Genomic DNA, 20609 nt, shown 5'->3' on the forward strand with positions numbered 1-20609 from the left:
TCGAGGTGGATCGCCAGATGCATTACTTGCTGAGAATCGCACTTCCGGCGACATTGACGATCGCCCCCTTCGGCCACCAAGCGGCTGCAGGAGATGGATCCCTGTTTAATTATAAACGCTTTTCCAGCGAAACATGGGAAAACACTAGCGCGACATCAAATCTCTCGGACCTAAGCTCCGCCAATCCTTCCCTATCCTTCGACCTTGATCCCAGTGGCGTGGCGATGCCGGCTGCTACGCTTGGCATACCGAACAAATATAGTAACGCCTCAAAGGGCAAAAATGGCAAAGAAAACGGAGAGGTTTTGCCGGATTGGCTATCTCAAAGAGGTATCAATAACGGATACGTCTCTGCAACAGAGTGCCCAACGTCGCCGCTTGCGCCGGATCAGATTGCCCGCCTGACCAAAATGGCGGCCCAACGCTATGGCGTGGCACCGGAATTCGCATCCGCCGTCGTGTGGGCGGAAAGCCGCTTCGACCGGGTGCGCAACAGCCCGAAGGGTGCGCGCGGGCCGATGCAGTTGATGCCGGACACAGCGCGCGAGCTTGGGGTGGCGGATGCCTGCGATCCCGAAGCCAACATAGACGGCGGGGTCCGCTATCTGCGCGCCCTGCTGGACGAGTTCCAGAATCCCCTGCTGGCAGCGGCCGCCTATAACGCCGGACCACAGGCGGTCCGCGATCACGAGGGTATCCCGCCATACAGCGAAACGATCGACTATCTAGCGGAGATCCTGAACTTCCAGCTCGGTCTGCGCTCCCCAGGCAAACGGCCCGCTTCAAACAAATCCAATCACCAGCCCACAGACATCGGCGTCATCGGCGGCGTGTCCGTCGGACGCTTCGTCGCCGGGGTCATGAAATTCTGACATGCGAGAGGACAAGGACATGAGGAAGCTGTTTCGTTTATCCCACCTTCATCGCCGCCGCCTTTTAGCCGCCGGGATCGCCATTGCGATCGCGCAACTGGCATTCTCCGACGCCGCCCATGCCCAGTCGCTCGGACAGGCATTCAGCCCTGTGCAGGCGATCTTCCAGGCGGTCGTCGACTTCGTCAACGGACCCTTCGGACGGCTATGCGGCATCATTGCCGTCATGTCCCTCGGCTTTCTTGCCTGGATGGGCCGGCTGAGCTGGATCATCGCCGGCAGTGCCGCGCTCGGTATCGGCTTCGTCTTCGGGGCGCCCGGGATGGTCGATGCGATGATCGCTCTCGTGGGGTCGGGAACATGATCGGCGAAACTTCAGAGAAGCCTGTACTCACGCCGCTGGTGATCGGGCTGACGCGGTCGCCGACGCTTTGGGGCGTGCCCTATCTTGCCGGCGTCATCATCGTCGGCGCCACGATCATCGCCTGGCTCGCCAGCAATTCCATCTGGGCGTTCCTGACCGCGCCCGCCACCTACATGACGCTGTTCACCCTCTGCGCCTGGGATGCACGGATCCTCGACGTCCTGCAGGTCGCAACCCGGATGACACCCCGAACCCGGAACAAGACGTTCTGGGGCGCGAACTCCTACGGGCCATGACCATGCTGAAGGCGATCCGCGATGAGCTCGGCTTCGGATCGATCGGTCACCGCGAGCGGCCGATGTCGGCGCATATCCCCTATCTCAGGCACGTCGCAGACACCGTCATCCGGTTGGAGAGCGGCGCCCTGATGATGGTGCTGAAGCTCGATGGCCTCTTCTTCCAGACGGAGGACCAGGCGGAGCTCAACATGCGCTCGGTCGTCCAGAACACGATGATCCGGGCGCTCGGCTCCAGTCGCTTTTCGCTATGGTCGACGGTGGTCCGCCGGCAGGTGGATGCTGTCATGGACGGCGCGTTAGAGGATCGCTTTTGCGCGGTCCTCGACCAACGCTACATGGCGGCGCTCGGCCAAAAGCGTATGTTCACCAACGAAATCTACCTGACCGTACTGCGCTCCGGCCTGCGCGGTGTGCTCGCCGCCGGCGACACCGTTCGCCGATTTCTGAACCGGGCCGCCGGACGGGAGGCCGAGGAGGAACAACTTCGCGAGGCGATCAGCGAGCTCGAGGAACTCGCCGGCAACATCGTGCGCGATCTCGGCAAATATGGTGCCCGGACCCTCGGTATCGCCTATCGCGATGATGCTCCTTATTCCGAGCCCTGCGCGTTCCTCAATACCATCCTCACCTGCGGCGTGCCGCGCTACATGCGCTTGCCGCGCATGGGCATCGCCAACTACGTCGGAACATCGCGGCTGCATTTTTCCAGGCGGACCCTGCAGGCGCAGGGCGCGGTGGCCGAGGACAACCGCTTCGGCGCCATGCTGTCGATCAAGGAGTACCCGCCCTTCACCGGCCCCGGCATGCTGGACGGGCTGCTGCAGGTTAATCACGAATTCATCCTGACGCAGTCCTTCACGATCGCCGACAAGCCGATCGCCCAGGAGCGCATCACCCGGCTGAGGCGCCAGATCGGCGCGTCAGACGAGGCAGGAAGCGATGTCGAAAACGACATCGATTTCGCGCTGAACAGCCTTCTCAACCAGGAAGCCGTGTTCGGCTACCATCACCTGTCACTGCTCTGCCTCTCCCGCGATGTCGATGGCGTCAACAAAGCCGTATCGGACCTCGGCGCGTGCCTGACCGATATGAACATCAATTGGCTGCGCGAAGATCTCAACATGGAGGCGTCCTTCTGGGCGCAACTCCCCGGCAACCACACCTATATCGCCCGCAAGGCGATGCTCTCGAGCTCCAATTTCTCCGGCCTTTCCTCGATGCACAATTTCGCATCAGGGCAGCGGGAGGGCGCCCATTGGGGGACGCCGATCACCATCCTCGAAACGACCAGCCAGACCCCCTACTGGTTTAATTTCCATCAGCGTGACATCGGCCATTTCCTGGTCACCGGGCCGACTGGGTCCGGAAAAACGGTGGCGCTGACCTTCCTGCTCGCCCAGGCCTTTCGGGTGCGGCCGAGGCCGCGCGCCGTCTTCATCGACAAGGACAGGGGCGGCGAAATCTTCATCAGGGCGATGAACGGCGCCTATGAGGTCCTGACGCCGGGTACGCCAACCGGCTTCAATCCGCTGCAGCTCGAAAACACCGGCGAGAACCGTGAATTTCTGCTGCGTCTCCTGAAGGCAATGTTGCGCAAGGGCGATGGCAGCGTCTTTGCACAGGAAGAGGAAGACACGCTCGAACGCGCGCTCGTCAGGTTGATGCAGGAGCCGGTTGCCGAGCGAAACCTCGCCAATCTCGCCGGTCTGCTGACCGGCCGGTCCCGCGCCGATCCGAACGATCTACATTCCCGGCTGCGGCCCTGGATCGAAGGTGAGAAGGCCTGGCTCTTCAACGCGCCCCACGACGTCTTGTCGTTTTCTGGTCGCTCAGCATTCGGCTTCGACATGACCAGCATCCTCGACAATGACGAGGTACGCACGCCGGCCTTGATGTACATCTTCCATCGCCTCGACGAACTCTTCGACGGTACACCGGTAATGATCTTCATGGACGAAGGCTGGCGCCTGCTGCGCGATCCGGTCTTCAGCGACTTCATCGTCGACAAGATGAAGACGATCCGCAAGCAGAACGGCATCGTCGGCTTCGGCACGCAATCGGCCGCCGACATCGTCCGATCGCCGGCCGCCCATACCATCATCGAGCAGTCGGCGACCAACATCCATTTCCCCAATCCGCGGGCCGACGAGGAAAGCTACATCCAGCGCTTCGGCCTGACGGCGAAGGAATTCAACTTCGTCCGCAACACGCCGCCGGAAAAACGCACCTTCCTCGTCAAGCACGGCAATGACAGCGTCATCGCCCGCCTCGATCTCGGCTCCATGCCCGACCTCATCAAGGTTCTTTCCGGACGAAAGGAGACAATCGAGGAGTGCAGCCGTCTTCGCGACGCCTTTGGTGATGATCCCTCCGCCTGGCTCCCAAAATTCTGCGGCTGGGAGGAAGACACATGAGAGCCGCCCTGCTGTCCGCGGCACTCCTGTCGGCCGTTTCGGCGTCGATCGCCTGGGCGGACGTGCCTGTTGTCGACGACACAAATCTTGGCGAACGCAAGGATCGGGATTCGGCCACGTCAGGCATCGAGGACGCTGACCATGACCGCTATACGATCCACACATCGGTCACTTGCTCGATGTATCGCCCAGGCCGGCGCAATGATCCGGTCGGTGCGGCCGAAGCCAATCCGGAGATTTCCGGCCTCGTCCGGCGAGTCGCCCGCGAGGAAGGTGTCGACGAGAACCAGTTTCTCGCCCTCGTCTATCAGGAAAGCCGCTTCAACCCCTGTGCCAAGTCCTCTGCCGGCGCCACCGGGCTCTCCCAGCTGATGCCGGGCACGGCCTCACAGCTTGGCGTCGATGAGAACAATATCGAGCAGAACCTGCGTGGCGGAGCGCGTTATTACAAACAGCAGCTCGAGCGCTATAACGGCAATGTCTCGCTGGCGCTTGCCGCCTATAATTCCGGTACCGGCAACGTCAACAAATATGGCGGTATCCCGCCCTTCAAGGAGACGCAGGGCTACGTCGCCTCGATTACGCAGCAATGGCTGCCGGCCTTCGGCGGTTCCGACAAGTCGGCAATACCCCTCAATTTTGGGGGAGGAGAAACCGCCTATACCGGCATGCGCTCGTCCACGCTGAATGCGATGGGCGCGACGGCGGCGACGCAGGATAGCCTTGCCAATGTCGCGAGCTGGTACCAGCAGCTCGGGCAACTCCAGACCCGCACCATTCAGGATAGCTGGGACCACAATTCGACCGCTCGCAACGCCAATCTGGAGATGATGAACAATGTCATCCGGCTCGGCACGGCGATGGCCGATCTCCTCAATTCGCGCAACGCGGTTTCATCGGCCAACCTTTCGGGCTCGTCGCGCAGTTCGGTGCACAAACACGACGACGACAAGCCCCGCGACGTCACCGACTTGTGCGATCTGCGCCAGAACCTCGTCTGGAACGATGAGGAGAAGGCTTGCGTCGCGGAGCGCGAATCCGAGGACAAAGTGCAACTGCAATTGCAAACGCAATGACAGGAGAAGAAACATGAAAGCGATATTCTGGACTGGCGTTGCCCTTCTCGCCCTGCCGGCCTCGGCACTGGCGGACGTCCCCGTCATCGATCGGACCAATTATGAGGTCGCCAAAAAAACCGCGGATACGACCAACCAGATCCTCGATACCAACAAGGATATCCTCACGACGGTGCAGGATACGCTGAAAGCCGTCACCGGCGATCGCGGCAGCATGGCCGGTCCGTTGAAGAACCTCGCGATCGGCAACGGCTTCAGCGTCTCGGCGATTCCCTCCTTCGACAGCATCCTGAAAGACGGGGTTCCGAATTTCGGCTCGATGAGCAGCGAAATCACCAAAGCGGCAACCCTCTTCATCAACGGGCTGCAACTGGTCAAATCGCTTTCGGGGCAGACAAACAGCAGCTTCTCCGGCGACAAGTCCTATGAGCAACTGGTCAATACCGTGCTCGGCGTCTCCGCCCTGATCAACGGTTCGCAACAGGCGATCGAGACGCGGCGCAGCGCCTTCGAGCTGGCAGGCAGGCAGATCGGCACCGCCGAGGATATCAAGGGTTCCATCGACCAGAACACGCAGTTGCAGGTCCAGTCGGGTCTGACATTCAACGAAATGATCGGCGTGATGAATGGTGCGGTCACGTCCCTGCAGGCCGAGAACCAGCGGCGCCTCACCGATGTTTCTAATTCCAAGAAGGCCCTGGCCTACGGAAACTGACGATGCAGCGAATCCTCCGATTGATCCTCGCGGCGGCCTTGTCCCTGACGGTGACGAGCTGCGGCACCGTCAGGGAAAAGACCGCGCCCTGCAAGCGGCCGGCCAACCTGACGTCCTTTGCCGAGGACCCCAGACACGAATGCGGACCGATGCGCGCCGTCAACGATCCGGCGTCGGCATTCGCGGCGATCGGCATTCCAAAGGGAGGGTCGGAATAGGATGCAGGATTTCCTTGGCGACCTCCTCAACCGTATCGAGAATTCCGGCGCCAGTTTTTCGGAGCAAGCCTACACGATCGTCGGCAACGAGATCCTGCCGGTCCTTCGGCTGATGCTCGTTCTCTATATCGCCTGGTACGGGTTGCAGCTGGTCATGGGAACCGCCCGCATCGGCGTCGGCGAGATCGTGCTTCGCATCGTCCGCATGGTGATGATCCTCGGTCTCGTCAGCTCTTGGGGCAACTTCAACAATTTCGTCTACCGCTGGGTCAACGACACACCGGAAGATGTCGGCCGCGCAATCCTCGCCGCCTCCGGAACCGGTATCACCGAGCCGACGAACGGCATGTCGATGATCTGGCAGACGGCCAATCAGGCGGCCTCCGCCTTTGCCGAGCAATCCGGTTACTTCTCTATTCTACCCAGCATGATCGGCCTGCTGATCATGGTCGGCGCCGGGGTGTTCATCGCCGTGGCGCTTGCCATCCTCATCCTGGCCAAGGTCATGCTCTGGGTGCTGATCGGCACCGCACCGATTTTCGTGTCCTGCTTTCTGTTCGAACGCAGCCGCGGCTATGGCGTCGGCTGGTTCAACCAGGTCCTCACCTATGCCTTGATCCCGCTGTTCATTTACGTGATCGCCGCCTTCCTGATCGCCGCCATGAACCCGGAACTGTCGAAGATTGACGCCGCCAGCGGAACGCGAACGCTGACCCTCGGCGATGTCGCCGGCTTCCTGCTGCTCTGCATCGCCGGCGGTTTCGTCATGCTGTACATCCAGTCGATCGGTCAGGGCATCGCCGGCGGCATCGCATCGGGAGTCGGAAGTGCCGCAACCGGCATCGCGCACCGCCTGGGAATTCAATACCCGCTTGCCACGGCGCGCGGCAGTGTCGCGGCAGGCCGCGGTGCTTATCGCTTCGGCGGCAACCTGAGAAACCGGTTCCGCGGCTCTGGAGACGATGACGACTCCGGCGTCAAATCAGCCATGCAGAGCCGGATATCCCAGCAGGGCAATCCCACCTGAGCATTCATTTTCAAGAAGACGGAAGCATATGGCGGACAGCAAAGATCTTGATCTACGAAGCTATTATCAAAGCGGAGACATCTGGGAACAGGAGATCGTCAAAAGGGCAAAGCGATCGCGGGCGCTCGCCTGGTTCGTGACGACGATTTTCGGCGCGATCACCCTGCTCAGCCTGGTCGCCCTCGTCATGCTGGTGCCGCTGAAGAGCTTCGAGCCCTATCTCGTCGAGGTCGACAAGAACACCGGCTATATCGAGGTCAAGACCGGTCTGACCCGGCCTGTTACGCTGACCGAGCAGCAGGCCATCACCCAGGCCAATATCGTCCGCTATATCCGCGCCCGGGAGGGATATGATCCCTATGCCATCGAGCAGAATTTCGGGATCGCGGCGCTTCTATCGACGGGCAATGCCGCGCGCGAGCTGCAGGATCTCTACAGCACGACCAACCTGAAGAACCCGGCGAAGATCTACGGTCGCAACAAGCGCGTCATGACCGAGATCGCATCCGTCACCTTCCCCAACAGCTCGACCGGCATCGTGCGGTTCTCGACGACCGAAATCTCCGATACCGACTCGATCGCTCGTCACTGGATCGCCGTTGTGCGCTATCGCTACACCGACACCCCTGCGACGAACGAGTGGCGTTTCGAAAACCCTCTCGGCTTCCAGGTCTACGACTACCGCCGCGATCAGGAAACCGTCACCGGGAGCGGCCAGTGAACCGGGCGGCTGTCCTCCTCATCCTGAGCCTGATGTCCCTGTCAGCCGCCCAGGCGGCCGAGACGCCATCGGCCGGGCGGCTCGACGCCCGTGTTACCAGCGTCGTCTACCAGCCGAACAATGTGGTTCGGGTCTTCGCGACCTACGGCATCTCGACGATGATCATCTTCGACGAGGACGAGAAGTTCGAGACGATTGCGGTCGGCGACAGCGATAGCTGGGACGTGGTGCCGACGGACAAGGGCAATATCCTCTTCGTGAAGCCGAAGGCCAGGAACGCCGCCACCAACATGAACGTCGTGACCACCAAGCGCATCTACTATCTCGAACTCACGGACTTCGCGCCGGAGGACAACAAAAAGGTCTTTGGTATTCGTTTCGTCTATCCCGATAAGGATCTCAACGCCTCGCTGCGCAAGGAGGCTGAAGCCCGCGCCGCCTTTCCGAACATCGCCGGTATCGACAAGGCCAACGTCAATATCGACTATTCCTTCTCCGGCGATCCAGGGCTGAAGCCGCTGATGATCTTCGATGACGGCAAGAAGACCTTTTTCAAGTTCGGGCCGAAAGTGCCGGCGATCTTTGCCGTCAATGCCGACTTCACCGAAACGCTGCGCAATTTCCGCCGCGAGGGCGACTACATCGTTCTCGACGGCACGGCCACCCAATACACCCTGCGCGATGGCAATCAGTGGACATGCATCTTCAATCTCCGCAAGCCCGACTTCGGAGCGCCCGATCCGGCGGTGATGGGTCCGGCATTCGATAGCACGGCCAGCAAGCGAAGAAGGACCGGCAACGGATGAATCGATCTCCCGAACTCGAAGCCATGCTGGAAGTGGACCAGAGCGAGGTCCGCGACCGGAGGGCGAGGCGCAAGCAACTGTTCGGCGGCGCGGTGTTTGTGCTCATTGGCGCCGTGCTCGCCTATCTCTTCGTCTTCGCACCGAAGAAACCCCCGCAGGACGTGCTCAGAGGCGACGAGGAGTTCTCCACCACCACATTCCGCCCACCGTCCTTTCTCCGCGACGATCAAAGGCCGGCGGAAAAGCCGGCCGACAACATCATTCAGCTGCCCGAACCGCCGGAGGAAAAGAAGGAGGAGCCCGCCGATACCACCGAGTTCGATGTCCCTGCCCCGCCGGTCACGGTCGAGACGGCCGACAAGCCGGTGGAGCAAATCCCGGAGGAGTTTCCCAAGCGCTATCTTTCCAAGCAGATCATCGTCGATTCCACCAAGGCTGATAGCGCGGATAACAGTCTGAACGGGGGAACTGCTGGCGATGGGCCGACCGTTGCGGGAGAGGATCGCAACAGCAAGTTCCTGGCGACAGCATCGGCCATCGGCGATCGCTCGGCGAAAGCGCGCCAGGTCGGCCGGCTGGATGCCATGATCCCCGAGGGCACGCTGATCCCCGGCATCCTGGAGACGGCGATCAATGGCGACCTGCCCGGTCAGATCCGCGCCATTACCTCACAGGACGTCTATTCCTTCGACGGCCGACGCGTGCTCATTCCGACCGGCACGCGCCTGATCGGCGAATACCAGTCCGATGTGACCCGCGGCCAGAAACGCATCTTCGTGATCTGGACGCGCCTTCTACGTGACGATGGCGTCTCGGTGCGGCTGAACAGCATCGGCACCGATGGCCTGGGCCGATCGGGACTGACCGGCATCGTCGACAACAAATGGCGCGAGCGGTTCGGATCAGCGATTCTCCTGTCCATCGTCGGCGCCGGGTCCTCCTACCTGACCGGCTATGGCAGCGGCCAATACAGCTCATCATCGGGCAACAACGAGTCCGATTCCGACCGCGCCGCCGAGCTCGCCCGCGAGACGATCGCTCGGACGTTCTCCGATATGGCCAACCAGGCGCTCGGCGAGAACCTCCGCATCCCGCCGACGATCAGCGTCCATCAGGGCGAACGCATTTTCGTCTATGTCCGCCAGGACCTCGACTTCTCGGCCATGTATCCGGATCCGGTCGAGGAAGCCTTGAAGGAGATCAAGCATGAACGAGGCATCGATACGGGTCGCCGCATCCGGCAATGATCCGCACTATTTCCTGAAGCGGGCGCTGGCACCGCTGGCGTCGTTCCTCGATGACCCACACGTCGTGGAGATCTCCGTCAACCGCCCGGGCGAGGTCTTCATCGAGCGCCTCGGCGCCGACCATATGCAGTTCCTTACGATCCCCGCTCTCACCTCGACGGAGATCGAGCATATCGGTGAACGGGTCGCAGCCGCCAGCAACCAGTTCGTCAGCCGCAGCAATCCATTGCTGAGTGCGGCACTCCCCTCCGGCGAGCGTATCCAGATCGTCCTGCCGCCGGCGGCCGCAGACGGCGGCGCGATCTCGATCAGGAAGCAGGTCGTGAGCGATTTTACGCTGGCGCAATATCGCGACAGCGGCGCCCTCGACAAGGTGGCGGTGACCGTCGGAGGGCTGAGTGCGACCGAAGAGAAACTCATCGCTCTTCTCGATGCCGACCGCATCCACGATTTTATCGAGACCGCCGTGCGCGGGCGCGTGTCGATCCTGATCAGCGGCGGCACCTCGACCGGCAAGACCACGTTTCTCAATGCTTGCCTGAAAAGCGTCGATGAACACGAGCGCATTCTGACGCTGGAGGACACGCGCGAGCTCTTTCCACCACATCGCAACAGCGTGCATCTGCTCGCCTCGCGTGGCGATCAGGGCACTGCCCAGGTGACGATCCAGTCGCTGCTTGAGGCATCGCTGCGCATGCGGCCGGACCGGCTCTTCGTCGGCGAGATCCGTGGCGCCGAGGCTTTCGCCTTCCTGCGGGCGATCAACACCGGCCATCCCGGCAGCATGTCGACGGTGCATGCCGACACACCGATGGGCGCCTATGAGCAGCTTGCCATGATGATGATGCAGACAGGCATGTCATCGGGATATTCGAAGCCGGACCTCATGTCCTATATCCGCATGGTTATCCCTGTGGTCATCCAGCTTCGCCGCAACGGCGGCCGGCGTGGCGTCTCCGAGATCTACTTCGCGCGGCGATCGCCATGAAGAAGTCCCACCAGGCCATCTATCTGGTGTTCTGCCTGCTCTTCGCCGTCGCCATCTGGATGCTCGGCTACAGCCTGATCCTCCAGCTTGTCTGGAAAGACGGGCGGATCCTCAAGCTGCTGACCACCACCAATCCGCTGGCGCCGTTTCAGCAGCTGATCGCCTATCCCAACAATCGGTCCCTCCAGCTCGCCGCCATCGGCGCTCTTGTTCCAGCGATCGGCATCGCCTCGATTGCCGCGGTCACGGGGCTTCGGCGGCCGTCGAACCCGCTCGGAGATGCTGCCTTCCAGGACATGGCGTCGCTGCGACGCGGCGGATGGTTTCGGAAGGAAGGACATATCCTCGGACGCATCGGGCGCAATATCCTGAGCCGGCACGACGACCGGCATCATCTCATCATTGGCCCGACGCGCTCCGGCAAGGGCGTTGGCTATGTCATTCCTAACGCGCTGATGTTTTCCGGCTCGATGATCGTCACCGATCTCAAGGGCGAGATTTTCGAGCATACGGCCGGATACCGGAGGTCCAAAGGACACCAGGTCTTTCTCTTCTCTCCGGGCGCGGCCAAAACCCATCGCTGGAACCCGCTGGATTTCGTGCGAAGCGATCGCGGCAGTCGCACGATCGACATCCAGAACATGGCAAGCATTCTCATTCCTGAAGCGATCGGTTCCGAAAACGCTGTCTGGCAGGGCATCGCCCAGCAGGTGATCGCCGGCGTCATCAGCTATGTGCTGGAAAGCCCTTTCTACAAGAACCGTCGCAACCTTGGCGAGGTCAACGGCTTCTTCAATGCCGGCGTCGACCTGCAGATCCTGATGAAACTTATCAAGGAGAAGGAGCCTTATCTCTCGCGTTTCACGACCGAGAGCTTCAATGCCTACATCGCACTGAACGAACGGGCGGCCCGCTCGGCGCTCCTCGACATCCAGAAGGCGCTGGCGCCGCTGCGCAACGAGCGTGTCGTCGCCGCGACCGCCGTGACGGACATGGATCTCGTGTCACTGCAGCGCCGGCCGGTCACCATCTACCTGGCGCCGAACGTCACCGACATGACGATCTTGCGGCCCCTGCTGACGCTCTTCGTCCAGCAGGTCATGGATCTCCTGACCCGTGAGCACAACCCCAATGCCCTGCCTGTCTATTTCCTGCTCGACGAATTCCGACAGCTGAAGAAGATGGACGAGGTCCTCAACAAGCTCCCCTATGTGGCCGGCTACAACATAAAAATGGCCTTTATCATCCAGGACCTGAAGAATATCGACGAAATCTACGGCGAGACCGCAAGGCACTCGCTGCTCGGCAATTGCGGCCTGCAGCTCATCCTCGGCGCCAACGATCAGGCAACGGCCGAATACGCATCGCGTGCGCTTGGCAAACGCACCATCCGGTATCAGTCGGAATCCCGCACGCTGGAGTTCATGGGACTGCCGCGACGGACGAAGGTCGAGCAGATCCGTGAGCGCGACCTGATGATGCCGCAGGAGGTGCGCCAGATGCCGGAGGACAGGATGATCCTGCTGGTCGAGGGTCAGCGCCCGATCTTTGGCGGCAAGCTTCGCTATCATGCCGTCCAGCCGTTCAAGGCTGCTGCCGCCTATGCCGAGCAGCAGCAGCCGGACGTCCCCGATCTGGAGTTCGAAGCAGCGTTGCCTGTTCCTGCGCTGGCACCGGAATATGACCCTGCGGCCGATGGGCCGGGTGAAGAACGCCCCACCCTGAAGCTTGCTCCCCAGGCAGGCGAAACTCCGACTGTTCCAAAACGCGTCGCCCGCAGCGTCAGGAAAACCTCCGATAAAGCCCGCTCGGATCGGGCGAAGAAAACCTCAAACACCGGAGCAGAAACCGCAATCGGCGATCTGGTAGCCAAGGCAGAAGAGCGGATCCTTCCGACGGCAGACAAACTGAAATCAGCCGTCGAGGCTTCACTGGCGCAGGCAGCAGAGATCACTCCCCGACAACGCAAGAGCATTCACGACATCCTTGCCCAGACGGTTCCGGATCCAGCGGAGATCGGGCTGGAATAGTTGGGCGCCGATGTTGCGCCTCACCCGTCAAGACACCCCCAAAACTCTATGGTGGAGAGGTCACCGCTCGTCGATGGTGTGCGAGCCCGAAGCAATGAGGTTCTATGCGACCTTCCGCGAAACGGCGCGTTCCAACGCCTGCGTCACCCATTTGTTGAGACTTACGCCCTCTCGTCGTGCGGCACTCGACACAGCTTTGTGGATACTAGGTTCGGTCCTGACAACGAATTGGCCGGAAAAAGGCTTTTCGGGTTCCTCGCCACGCTCTTTGCAGAACACCAGGTAATCCTCAATGGAATCCGCCATTGCCTGCTTCAGCTCGGCCGCCGAAGTTCCCTGAAAGGTAATGACATCGCGCATGTTGACGACCTCACCGTGGAAAATATCGGCGTCCTCATCGAACTCAACAACAGCTTCGTAGCCCTTGTAGTGCATTGTGGTCATGGTTGTATCTCCGCTTCGAGCAGGAAGCGCCGGACGGATTTTACCCCTCCCTTGTCGGTTTCCTTCTGGGGATGCGGGCGATGGAAAACCGCGCGCACGCCGTTCAGGACGACCCGCACCCGCGAGCCTTGCCCTTCCGTGATTTCTGCCCCACATGCGACGAATAGCGCCTCAATGTCCCGCCAAACAATCCCGGCAAGAACGGGGTCAGCAAACACGGCCGCGAGAGTTGCCCGATGCTTCCTGCTTAGTTCCGTTTAGTATCACTTTCCAGTATCACTTGCAAGATTCCTGACGTGGTCATCACCTCTGGTGCGGGAAAGCCCACGATTCTGCAAAATCGTGGCTCAGGCGGACGTCCCCAGCAATGGAAATCGCACTGAACGCTTGGAAACCCGGACAGGCTGGCGAATCTGCCGGAAAAGCCTGAAAATCTCGGTTTCGCACTTAACGGTCCCCGGCAGGGGTTAGTTTGTGGCGACAACCCTTCACAGGCCATGGCTTGCTTATGAGCGAATTCGAGATTCTAAAAGAGCTAATCAGCATGGCGGGCATCCCCGGCGCCATCGCGGCCGTCATCCTGTCCCTGACAGGATGCTACAAAGCCTGGCTGGCGGCGCGTCGTGTGCGCATCCGGCTCGGGAACTCCGAAATCGAGGCGTCCAGCGCTGCGGAGGTGCTATCCATCCTCCGAGAATGCGCACCTATCGCCGAGGTCCCCAGCGCCGATGGCTCAAAAATCGGAGGCATTGACGCTCTCCGTGCGAATGGCCTGGAGAACGCTAGAACGTGAAGAAAGAAAGGATCCCGTCCCACATCGATACACTCCACCTCCAGGCTGCGGTCAGGCCGTAGTCGATCAGCGCGATCGTCATGACGCCGCCGAACACCAACGCTCCGAATGTGGCAAAGCCATCGTTTGCCTTGTGATCCGTCTCCTGATTGACGATGAGGCGTCGATCGTCTCGCATGAATGCCTCTCTATCGCTCGCGCTCGTCGCGATCCTGTTCCCGCCGTTCGTCGGCCTCGCGTTGCAATTCCTCGATCCGGGGAATGTGCTGCTGCGCAGGATCCGTCCTGGTCGTGTCCCCGGCTCGGGCCACCGGTCGTTCCGTCTGTAACCGCCCCCGATCATCTACATCACGATCCTGCTCATAATCCGCCGAGCGGCCGACCGCCGCCTCATCGCCCCGATCGAGACCCTGCTTCTCGTCCGCCCGCTCCCCGGCATTCCCTGTCCCATCGACCTTAGACCAGTTGCGGCTCTCGCGAGAATGCTCCGCCCGCTCAATGGCAACGCGCAGTTCCTCATCGACTTCCGCGATCTCCCGGATCAGCGTATTGCCCGCGGCGCCGAGCTCGGCGGCTTTGGCGATTTCCCGCTGCAGGCCGGCCTCAAGCACCGCCTTCTCGGCATCAAGCTTCCGCGCATAGGCTTTTTCGATCTCCTCGCGGTAGCGCTCGACCTCCAGCATGACCTGGTTGGCCGCTTCCGCCATGCGCAGGCCGTGACGACCGACGACATCATCCCAGCGGGTGCGCGGATCGTCGTCCTGCTCGGGCGAACGTCGCTCGCCTTCCCGCTCGGAGGAAGCGCCGCGTTCCTGCAGCTCCATCAGTTCACGCCGGACATTGACGTGCTCGCGCGCGGCGGACACGATTTCCTCAAAGCTCTTCTTCTGGTCATCCGGCGTCACGCGCTCGGCTTGGAAGAGCGCCGTCTCGACGCGCTTTTCGTAGGTCTCGAATTCCTGACGTGTCATGTGGCGCATGCTCTCGCCCTCCGAAACAGCATTCACCAACTTTACCAAATTTGTTCTGAACTGCGAGTAAGAATTTCTGCCTGCCAGAACTTCAACCTCACCCTGATTGATCCGGGAAGCCGCTGATTCAAATCGCTTTAATTGCTCTATCGCAAACTTTCGTGCCCCCGGTACATCACCATTCGCAGCCAGTGCGGCCCATTCTTCCCGCGCGACCGTAGAATAAGCCTTGCCATCCTCTGTCCTCGCGAAACTCTGCCGATCCGCCCTCTTCGCCTCGTAGCGCTGTTGCGCGGCATCGCTCGTCCCCTCATGCTCGGTCCTGCCGGCGCGGCTCGTCGGGCGCACCTGGTTCCGGGTGTAAGCCGGGCTGCTCGCCCGCTCCCGCCGGTCGGTCATTTCCATGCGGATTCCGTGGTCCCTGGCTTTTTCCGCCATGGTCACCCGCCAGCGACGGAAGGTTGCGATCGTCGTCTCCACCCGGTCGCCGGCATCCGAGCGCATCGCGACGATCGCATGAACATGGACATGCGGCCGCCTGCCACCGGCTTCCTCCGCCTTCGGATCCGCGGACGGGTCGTGCATCGAAAATACATAGCGATGTCCGGCGAATTCCTGCGCCAGGAAATCCCGAGCCGCGGCATGAAAAGCCGCGACATCAGTCCCGGCCCGCGCCGAGATGACCACATGCATGACATCGCGGGGTTTGCGGCTATGAAGCCGGCCGCGCCATTCCTGCTGCACCAGGTCGCCCGCCTCCTTCGCACCGGCGATTGCCTGGCCCTTCTCATCCTGAACGCCACCGTCATACCGCTCGACCAGATCGCGAAGCCGGCTCGTGCCGTAATCCGTGCCATTACCATAACCGGTAAAGCGAAAGCTTGCCGCGCCTTCGGGTTCGTTCCGACCCGCATCGAGTCGCTCCTGCACGAACGTCGAAGCCTTCCTGTCGCCGGTCAGCCGCTCGCCGGCGCTGTCGCGCAGGACGACGACACCTTCGATCCGATAGCCATCTTCCTCGCCACGAGCTGTGACCGCAAAGGCGAAGCTCCGGTCACCAAACCCGCGCTGCAAGAGAGCGCGTGCTTGCTGGTGCAGGTCGCCCGCAGTGTCGAATATATCCTTCACATCGAGAACGAAGGTGCCTATATCGCGGCTCTCCGCGCGGTTCTTCATCAGATGGTGCCACTCGCCGCGAATGGAGGAGAGCTCGTCGCGACCGCTGAACACCTCCCCGCGCTCGTTCTCGACGGCAACATCTCCGCTGCGCGAGACATAGCTGATCATCGCGCCGAGCCGTCCACCCCCGCCGAAGGAAGCGAGCTTGACCACGGCCGGCTGGCTACCGGAGGCAAGACCCGAAAACCGCGAGCGCATCGATGGCTCGCCGCCTTGCCTCCGCGCCTGTCCACGCCCGAAACCGCCGCCCATCTTAGCGAATGTCGGACGGCCCAGTGCCCGGCCGGACAGCGGCGATGCGGCCGCGACGGAACCACCGCGGCGCCGGCGTTCTTCCTCATCGATAGCATTTGCCTTGAGAAGCTGGCGTTCCTGCAGCAACACGGCCTTCCGCCTCTCCCACTCATGCTCGAAGGCGCCGGGCAGGAATTCCATCAGACCACTCCCCGACGCCGGCGGGCACCACGTCCCGCAAGACTTCTGAGTTCGAGTACGATGGCCGCGGCAAGACGCTGGACATCGACCAGCTCCGCAGCAAGCTTCGCTTCGACGAGCCGGCCGCTCCCGTTCACCGCCCGAGCGAGCTGGTTGAGGTTAACCCCGATCGCCCGCATGTCCGAAATTAGCATCTCGAAGACGGCCCGGTCGTCATCGGTCAGGAAGGGTCGGACCCCCGCCCCTTCGAGCGTCAGCGAACGCATGAAGGCGGAAACCGTCAGGCCTGCGGCGCCAGCGGCCTGCTCGATCGCGGTAAGTTCCGAGGCGCTGAAGCGGGCATGCACGACGCGCTCTTTACGCTCCTCGGCCTTCCCCAGGCGCACCGCTCCGCCACCATCCGCTGCCACTTCACCCTCCCCTTGAAGGAGCACCGCAGGCGCCATCGACGGCTCGTCCGTCGATCGTCAGCAAATTTGTATCACAAATTTGCGTATCCTGCCAAACAAGAGTTTACTGTTTTTGATACGCCACGCAAGCCTTAAATCAAAACTTGCGATCGACTCATCAAGGTAGCCTCAGGCCAATTCCGCGTGCGAACGCACGATGCCGAACCACGGTATCGAAACACCGTGGCACCATATCATCTAATTGCTTTATCTAAATAATCAATGCTTCCGTTGTTCCACACCACACGCATAATCGATGTGACCACTCGATGTGATGCCAGCATGTTTCCACCGTTCTACACGGAGTGATATCCTCCTCCGACGGGTTGACGGTGGGACGAAATAGAACAATATTTGTTCTAACTTTAAGAGGCTGAATAACTCCTGCGCGGAGATTCCGGGTGGGCTGGATGGAGGCAAGCATGGCGAGAATCTACGCAGCCGTCAGCAACAAGGGCGGCGCCGGCAAAACGACACTGGTGACGCTGCTCGCCGGCGAATATGCGCTGAGGGGCGAACGGGTTCTTCTCATCGACGCCGACGGCCGGCTCAATCTGTCGGGGTGGTGGCGGCTTTGCCATAGCAAGGACAATGTCCCGGAAAACATTAACGTGGCCGTTGCCGCCTCACGCCGAACGATCGAGGCGGAGATCGAGCGGCTGCGCAACGCCTTCGACCTCATCATCGTCGATGCGCCCGGCGTCGACAGCACCGTGCAGGACACCATCATCGGCTCGGCCGACCTGGTGCTGTCGCCCATCCAGCCCGGCATCAAGGAAATCGAGGCGGCCGGACAGGCGGCGGCCAGTGTCAGCGAGATCAACGATCGGCAGGGCTCCGGGATTCTGCATCTCAATCTGCGCACGCGGATCACGGTTCCCGGCCGCAATCTCGAAGCCTATCGTTATATCAGGCCATTCGTCGCCGGCCTGCAGGAAGCTGGCTATCGGACAGCGCTCCTCGATACGGAACTGTTCGAACGCAATGTCTATCGCGAAATCCAGAACGGCCTCGGGACGCTGCAGATGCAGGAACTGAGCGAGCCGGTGCGAAAGGCACGCCAGGAAGTTCTCAGCCTCGTCGAAGAGATCGAGACGAAACGGCAGATTGCCGCGAGAGGAGAAGCGGCATGAGCAAAGCCACCCTCGGCCTTGGCGACTTCACCATCGCGGGCAGGAGTTCCAGCCCGTCGAAAGCGGCCGACGCCTCGGCGGAGATTCCCAGTCGGCCCGCTTCCGCCGATCCCGAAACGTCGGCTGCCGGAGTGTCTTCGGACGACGGGGAAAACGGGAGCCGCATCCTGAACAAGCGCTCGCCGGCGGAACGGGAGAAGCGGGCAAAGGAGCGGGCAGTCGCTCAAGAGGAAGCACGTCACAGCATCAAGAACCTGAAACGGGCGAAGCAGCGGGAGGCCAAGTTCTTCGTCAATGTCGCGCTGGACTTCGCGACGAAGGCGCGCCTCAAGCGGGCTGCCGATGAAAACGACGTCAAGATGGCGGCGGTGATGAAGGCCGCCATAGACTTCTATCTGGAGGAGAACGGCTATTGATGGCGGACTCTTCGGCAACCGAGACGTCCTCAAACCGCAGACGGGCGCGGTGTTTCCTCATCGGCGGCGTGTCTTGCGACGAAGGGGCCGAAGATCTTCAGGAGCGTCTGGCGCAGGCCTATCGCGACAAGCTGCGACCGCTTTGCCTTTGCAGGGAGCCGGGCCTGGCGATGTACGTCGCGAAAATTGGCGACCAGTTCGTCCTCAAGAGGATGCCCCTTTCCGGGGCAGAGCATGATCCATCATGCCCGTCCTATGAACCGCCTTATGACCTTTCCGGGCTCGGCGCCTTGATCGGAAGCGCGATCAAGCTCGATCGGGGGGGAACTGCTGCGCTGAAGCTGGATTTCGCGCTGTCGAAGCGCGGACCCCGGGGGAAACCTGCGTCGGAGGGCACCGTGCCAGACAGCGTGGAGAACGACAGCAAGCGCCTGTCGCTTCGAGCCCTCCTGCATCTTCTCTGGCATGAGAGCGGCCTGACCGAATGGACGGCGCACTGGGCCGGAAAACGGCATTGGTGGCAGGTCTATCACCATCTCGTCGAAGCCGCCCGCACCATGTCGGTGCGCGGCGAGGCGCTTTCAAAGCGCCTGTTCGTGCCGGAACCTTTCCGCACCGAGGATAAGCCGGCGATCGAGCAGCGCCGGGCACAGGCATTGAACGGCTTGTCGGTATCGGATGGTGGCCCGAGGAAGCTGATGCTCTTGGTTGGCGAGGTGAAGGAATTTGCGCCGGCCCGCAGCGGCCAGCAGGTCGTCGTCAAGCACATGCCCGGGTTTCGGTTGCACCTTGAGGAACCGACCTGGCGACGCGTCCAGCGCCGGTTCGAGGACGAGCTAACGCTCTGGCGAAGCGATGACCGGTTCCATTTGATGACGATCGCCACAATCGAATCGAGCGCAGGAGGCCTCGTCACGATCGACGAGATCGCCCTGATGACCGTCACGGAACAATGGCTTCCAGTTGAGACCGCCTATGAAGAGCGGCTGCTCGGCAAACTGACGCGAATGCGTGGCAAGACGGTGAAAGGGTTGCGCTTCAACCTGCCCGGCGACCAGCCTATTGCCAACGCGATCATGCCGGAAGCGCGCCCTCGGCCGACGGCGCTTTATATCGTGCCGCCGAATGCCGACGCTCAATTCGAGGTTTCGCTTCGCGATATGATCGAGGCGCGCCCGGACATGGCGAATTGGATATGGCGGATCGCCGACGGCGACATGCCCGCTTTGCCCTGGGAATAGACTGAAGCGAAGATCGACCTTTGCTCCAAGCAATATCAGCCGGTCGATCCGGCCTATATTGCTTATCCAACACGCAACAAGCAGCGACGGGCACTTGCGCCCGTCGCCGAAAGTTTAATCCCGTGTCGCACCCTCTGCCTCCTCGTCCGGCTGTGATCCCCAGACGACACGATAGGCTGAGAAGCAGATCCCGGTTTCTTCGGCGATCTGATCCATGATGGTCCGAAGTCCGCTGAGCTCCTCGTTGCTCACATCGCGAAGATAAGGCCCATCCTCCGTCAGCGGACGCCAGCTGCCGGTCGTGTTGTCACGATATTCCTGCGTTTCCGGGTCGATCGGGACAAATTCCAGGAGCGGGTAAGGTGCGCCGGTCAGGTAGACATCCACGAGATGGTGTTCGCAGCTCCATCGCGCCCACTCTACCTCCTCGCGCTGGACTGCGTCCGACACGACGCGCAACTTCCGCTCCGCATGCAAGATGTCCTGCATCAATTCAATGAGATCGCCGATCCTTTCCAAGAATTCATGATGCACGTGGTCGGACACGGCATTGGTCGAACCGAAGCGATTGGCAAGCACGAGGAGTTTGAAGCCGCAGAGCTTGGCATAGAGTTCGAGAGCATTGAGATCAGACATGGGTGTTTCTCCAATGAAAGAACACAAGGGGCAAAACACCTTCGGTTGGCGGCTTTTCCTTGGGTTCGGTTATGTTTTGACCGGCGTTTTGACCGATCGGCTAAATCTCTTCCCTCCGCTGGACAGGTTGTTCCC

General features: G+C 61.2%; 23 protein-coding genes. 17 read left to right on the forward strand and 6 right to left on the reverse strand.

What is annotated here, in order from left to right; genetic code table 11:
* Window positions 1–17 precede the first annotated feature (17 nt).
* The 13 genes from ABK249_RS31505 to ABK249_RS31565 are packed head-to-tail and all read left to right on the forward strand — an operon-like array spanning window position 18 to window position 12777.
* A complete protein-coding gene (locus tag ABK249_RS31505; protein WP_210058818.1) occupies window positions 18–872 on the forward strand; it encodes a lytic transglycosylase domain-containing protein in 855 nt (284 codons plus the stop codon).
* Between the two features lie 19 nt (window positions 873–891).
* Complete coding sequence (locus tag ABK249_RS31510) at window positions 892–1236, forward strand: TrbC/VirB2 family type IV secretion system protein (protein WP_210058788.1); 345 nt, start codon at window positions 892–894, stop codon at window positions 1234–1236.
* A complete protein-coding gene (locus ABK249_RS31515) occupies window positions 1233–1532 on the forward strand; it encodes a VirB3 family type IV secretion system protein (RefSeq protein WP_210058786.1) in 300 nt (99 codons plus the stop codon). The genes ABK249_RS31510 and ABK249_RS31515 overlap by 4 nt, the downstream gene beginning before the upstream one ends.
* A 2-nt stretch (window positions 1533–1534) precedes the next feature.
* On the forward strand, window positions 1535–3949 hold the full coding sequence (locus ABK249_RS31520; RefSeq protein WP_210058816.1) for a VirB4 family type IV secretion/conjugal transfer ATPase: 2415 nt from the start codon (window positions 1535–1537) through the stop codon (window positions 3947–3949).
* Window positions 3946–5025 (forward strand): lytic transglycosylase domain-containing protein, encoded by a 1080-nt coding sequence (locus ABK249_RS31525; RefSeq protein WP_210058785.1) that lies wholly within the window; start codon window positions 3946–3948, stop codon window positions 5023–5025. Before ABK249_RS31520 ends, ABK249_RS31525 begins: the two co-directional genes overlap by 4 nt.
* A 13-nt stretch (window positions 5026–5038) precedes the next feature.
* Window positions 5039–5740, forward strand: coding sequence for a type IV secretion system protein (locus ABK249_RS31530; protein ID WP_210058784.1), 702 nt, complete (start codon window positions 5039–5041; stop codon window positions 5738–5740).
* Between the two features lie 2 nt (window positions 5741–5742).
* Window positions 5743–5958 carry a hypothetical protein gene (locus tag ABK249_RS31535; RefSeq protein ID WP_210058783.1) on the forward strand — a complete coding sequence of 72 codons (216 nt, stop codon included), beginning with the start codon at window positions 5743–5745 and terminating at the stop codon, window positions 5956–5958.
* Between the two features lies 1 nt (window position 5959).
* Window positions 5960–6985, forward strand: a complete 1026-nt coding sequence (locus tag ABK249_RS31540; RefSeq protein ID WP_210058782.1) for a TrbL/VirB6 family protein — start codon at window positions 5960–5962, stop codon at window positions 6983–6985.
* Window positions 6986–7013: 28 nt separating this feature from the next.
* Window positions 7014–7706 carry a VirB8 family type IV secretion system protein gene (locus ABK249_RS31545; RefSeq protein ID WP_210058781.1) on the forward strand — a complete coding sequence of 231 codons (693 nt, stop codon included), beginning with the start codon at window positions 7014–7016 and terminating at the stop codon, window positions 7704–7706.
* A gap of 32 nt (window positions 7707–7738) precedes the next feature.
* Window positions 7739–8512, forward strand: coding sequence for a TrbG/VirB9 family P-type conjugative transfer protein (locus ABK249_RS31550; protein ID WP_210058814.1), 774 nt, complete (start codon window positions 7739–7741; stop codon window positions 8510–8512).
* On the forward strand, window positions 8509–9759 hold the full coding sequence (virB10, locus tag ABK249_RS31555) for a type IV secretion system protein VirB10 (protein ID WP_210058780.1): 1251 nt from the start codon (window positions 8509–8511) through the stop codon (window positions 9757–9759). The genes ABK249_RS31550 and virB10 overlap by 4 nt, the downstream gene beginning before the upstream one ends.
* On the forward strand, window positions 9719–10747 hold the full coding sequence (gene virB11 / locus ABK249_RS31560; protein WP_210058778.1) for a P-type DNA transfer ATPase VirB11: 1029 nt from the start codon (window positions 9719–9721) through the stop codon (window positions 10745–10747). Before virB10 ends, virB11 begins: the two co-directional genes overlap by 41 nt.
* Window positions 10744–12777: a type IV secretory system conjugative DNA transfer family protein gene (locus ABK249_RS31565; RefSeq protein ID WP_210058776.1), complete on the forward strand. Its 2034-nt coding sequence runs from the start codon at window positions 10744–10746 to the stop codon at window positions 12775–12777. The genes virB11 and ABK249_RS31565 overlap by 4 nt, the downstream gene beginning before the upstream one ends.
* 102 nt (window positions 12778–12879) lie before the next feature.
* Here ABK249_RS31565 and ABK249_RS31570 read toward each other — a convergent pair whose 3' ends face one another.
* Window positions 12880–13221 (reverse strand): type II toxin-antitoxin system HicB family antitoxin, encoded by a 342-nt coding sequence (locus ABK249_RS31570; RefSeq protein ID WP_210058774.1) that lies wholly within the window; start codon window positions 13219–13221, stop codon window positions 12880–12882.
* Complete coding sequence (locus ABK249_RS31575) at window positions 13218–13439, reverse strand: type II toxin-antitoxin system HicA family toxin (RefSeq protein WP_210058772.1); 222 nt, start codon at window positions 13437–13439, stop codon at window positions 13218–13220. The genes ABK249_RS31570 and ABK249_RS31575 overlap by 4 nt, the downstream gene beginning before the upstream one ends.
* Before the next feature lie 290 nt (window positions 13440–13729).
* Between ABK249_RS31575 and ABK249_RS31580 the strand changes: the two genes are divergently transcribed.
* Window positions 13730–14014, forward strand: a complete 285-nt coding sequence (locus tag ABK249_RS31580; RefSeq protein ID WP_210058769.1) for a hypothetical protein — start codon at window positions 13730–13732, stop codon at window positions 14012–14014.
* On the opposite strand, the gene ABK249_RS31585 is transcribed toward ABK249_RS31580, so the two are convergent.
* Genes ABK249_RS31585 through ABK249_RS31595 form a run of 3 tightly spaced genes read right to left on the reverse strand, consistent with a single transcriptional unit; the run spans window position 14004 to window position 17009 of the window.
* Window positions 14004–14192, reverse strand: coding sequence for a hypothetical protein (locus ABK249_RS31585; RefSeq protein WP_210058767.1), 189 nt, complete (start codon window positions 14190–14192; stop codon window positions 14004–14006). The two genes, ABK249_RS31580 and ABK249_RS31585, sit on opposite strands and share 11 nt — an antisense overlap.
* Window positions 14193–14202: 10 nt before the next feature.
* Window positions 14203–16599 (reverse strand): conjugal transfer protein TraA, encoded by a 2397-nt coding sequence (locus ABK249_RS31590; protein ID WP_210058765.1) that lies wholly within the window; start codon window positions 16597–16599, stop codon window positions 14203–14205.
* A complete protein-coding gene (locus ABK249_RS31595; protein ID WP_280107563.1) occupies window positions 16599–17009 on the reverse strand; it encodes a plasmid mobilization protein in 411 nt (136 codons plus the stop codon). The genes ABK249_RS31590 and ABK249_RS31595 overlap by 1 nt, the downstream gene beginning before the upstream one ends.
* Before the next feature lie 461 nt (window positions 17010–17470).
* Between ABK249_RS31595 and ABK249_RS31600 the strand changes: the two genes are divergently transcribed.
* From ABK249_RS31600 to ABK249_RS31610, 3 genes are read left to right on the forward strand one after another with little or no spacing between them, the layout of a single operon-like run.
* Complete coding sequence (locus tag ABK249_RS31600) at window positions 17471–18181, forward strand: ParA family protein (RefSeq protein ID WP_210058761.1); 711 nt, start codon at window positions 17471–17473, stop codon at window positions 18179–18181.
* A complete protein-coding gene (locus ABK249_RS31605) occupies window positions 18178–18597 on the forward strand; it encodes a hypothetical protein (protein ID WP_227705917.1) in 420 nt (139 codons plus the stop codon). The genes ABK249_RS31600 and ABK249_RS31605 overlap by 4 nt, the downstream gene beginning before the upstream one ends.
* Entirely contained in the window at window positions 18597–19838 is a 1242-nt protein-coding gene (locus tag ABK249_RS31610) for a DUF1173 domain-containing protein (protein WP_210058759.1), read from the forward strand. The genes ABK249_RS31605 and ABK249_RS31610 overlap by 1 nt, the downstream gene beginning before the upstream one ends.
* A gap of 114 nt (window positions 19839–19952) precedes the next feature.
* Here ABK249_RS31610 and ABK249_RS31615 read toward each other — a convergent pair whose 3' ends face one another.
* A complete protein-coding gene (locus ABK249_RS31615; protein ID WP_210058757.1) occupies window positions 19953–20474 on the reverse strand; it encodes a hypothetical protein in 522 nt (173 codons plus the stop codon).
* Window positions 20475–20609 lie beyond the last annotated feature (135 nt).

Origin of the sequence: Neorhizobium phenanthreniclasticum (assembly GCF_040066075.1) — a bacterium.
GTDB lineage: Bacteria > Pseudomonadota > Alphaproteobacteria > Rhizobiales > Rhizobiaceae > Neorhizobium > Neorhizobium petrolearium.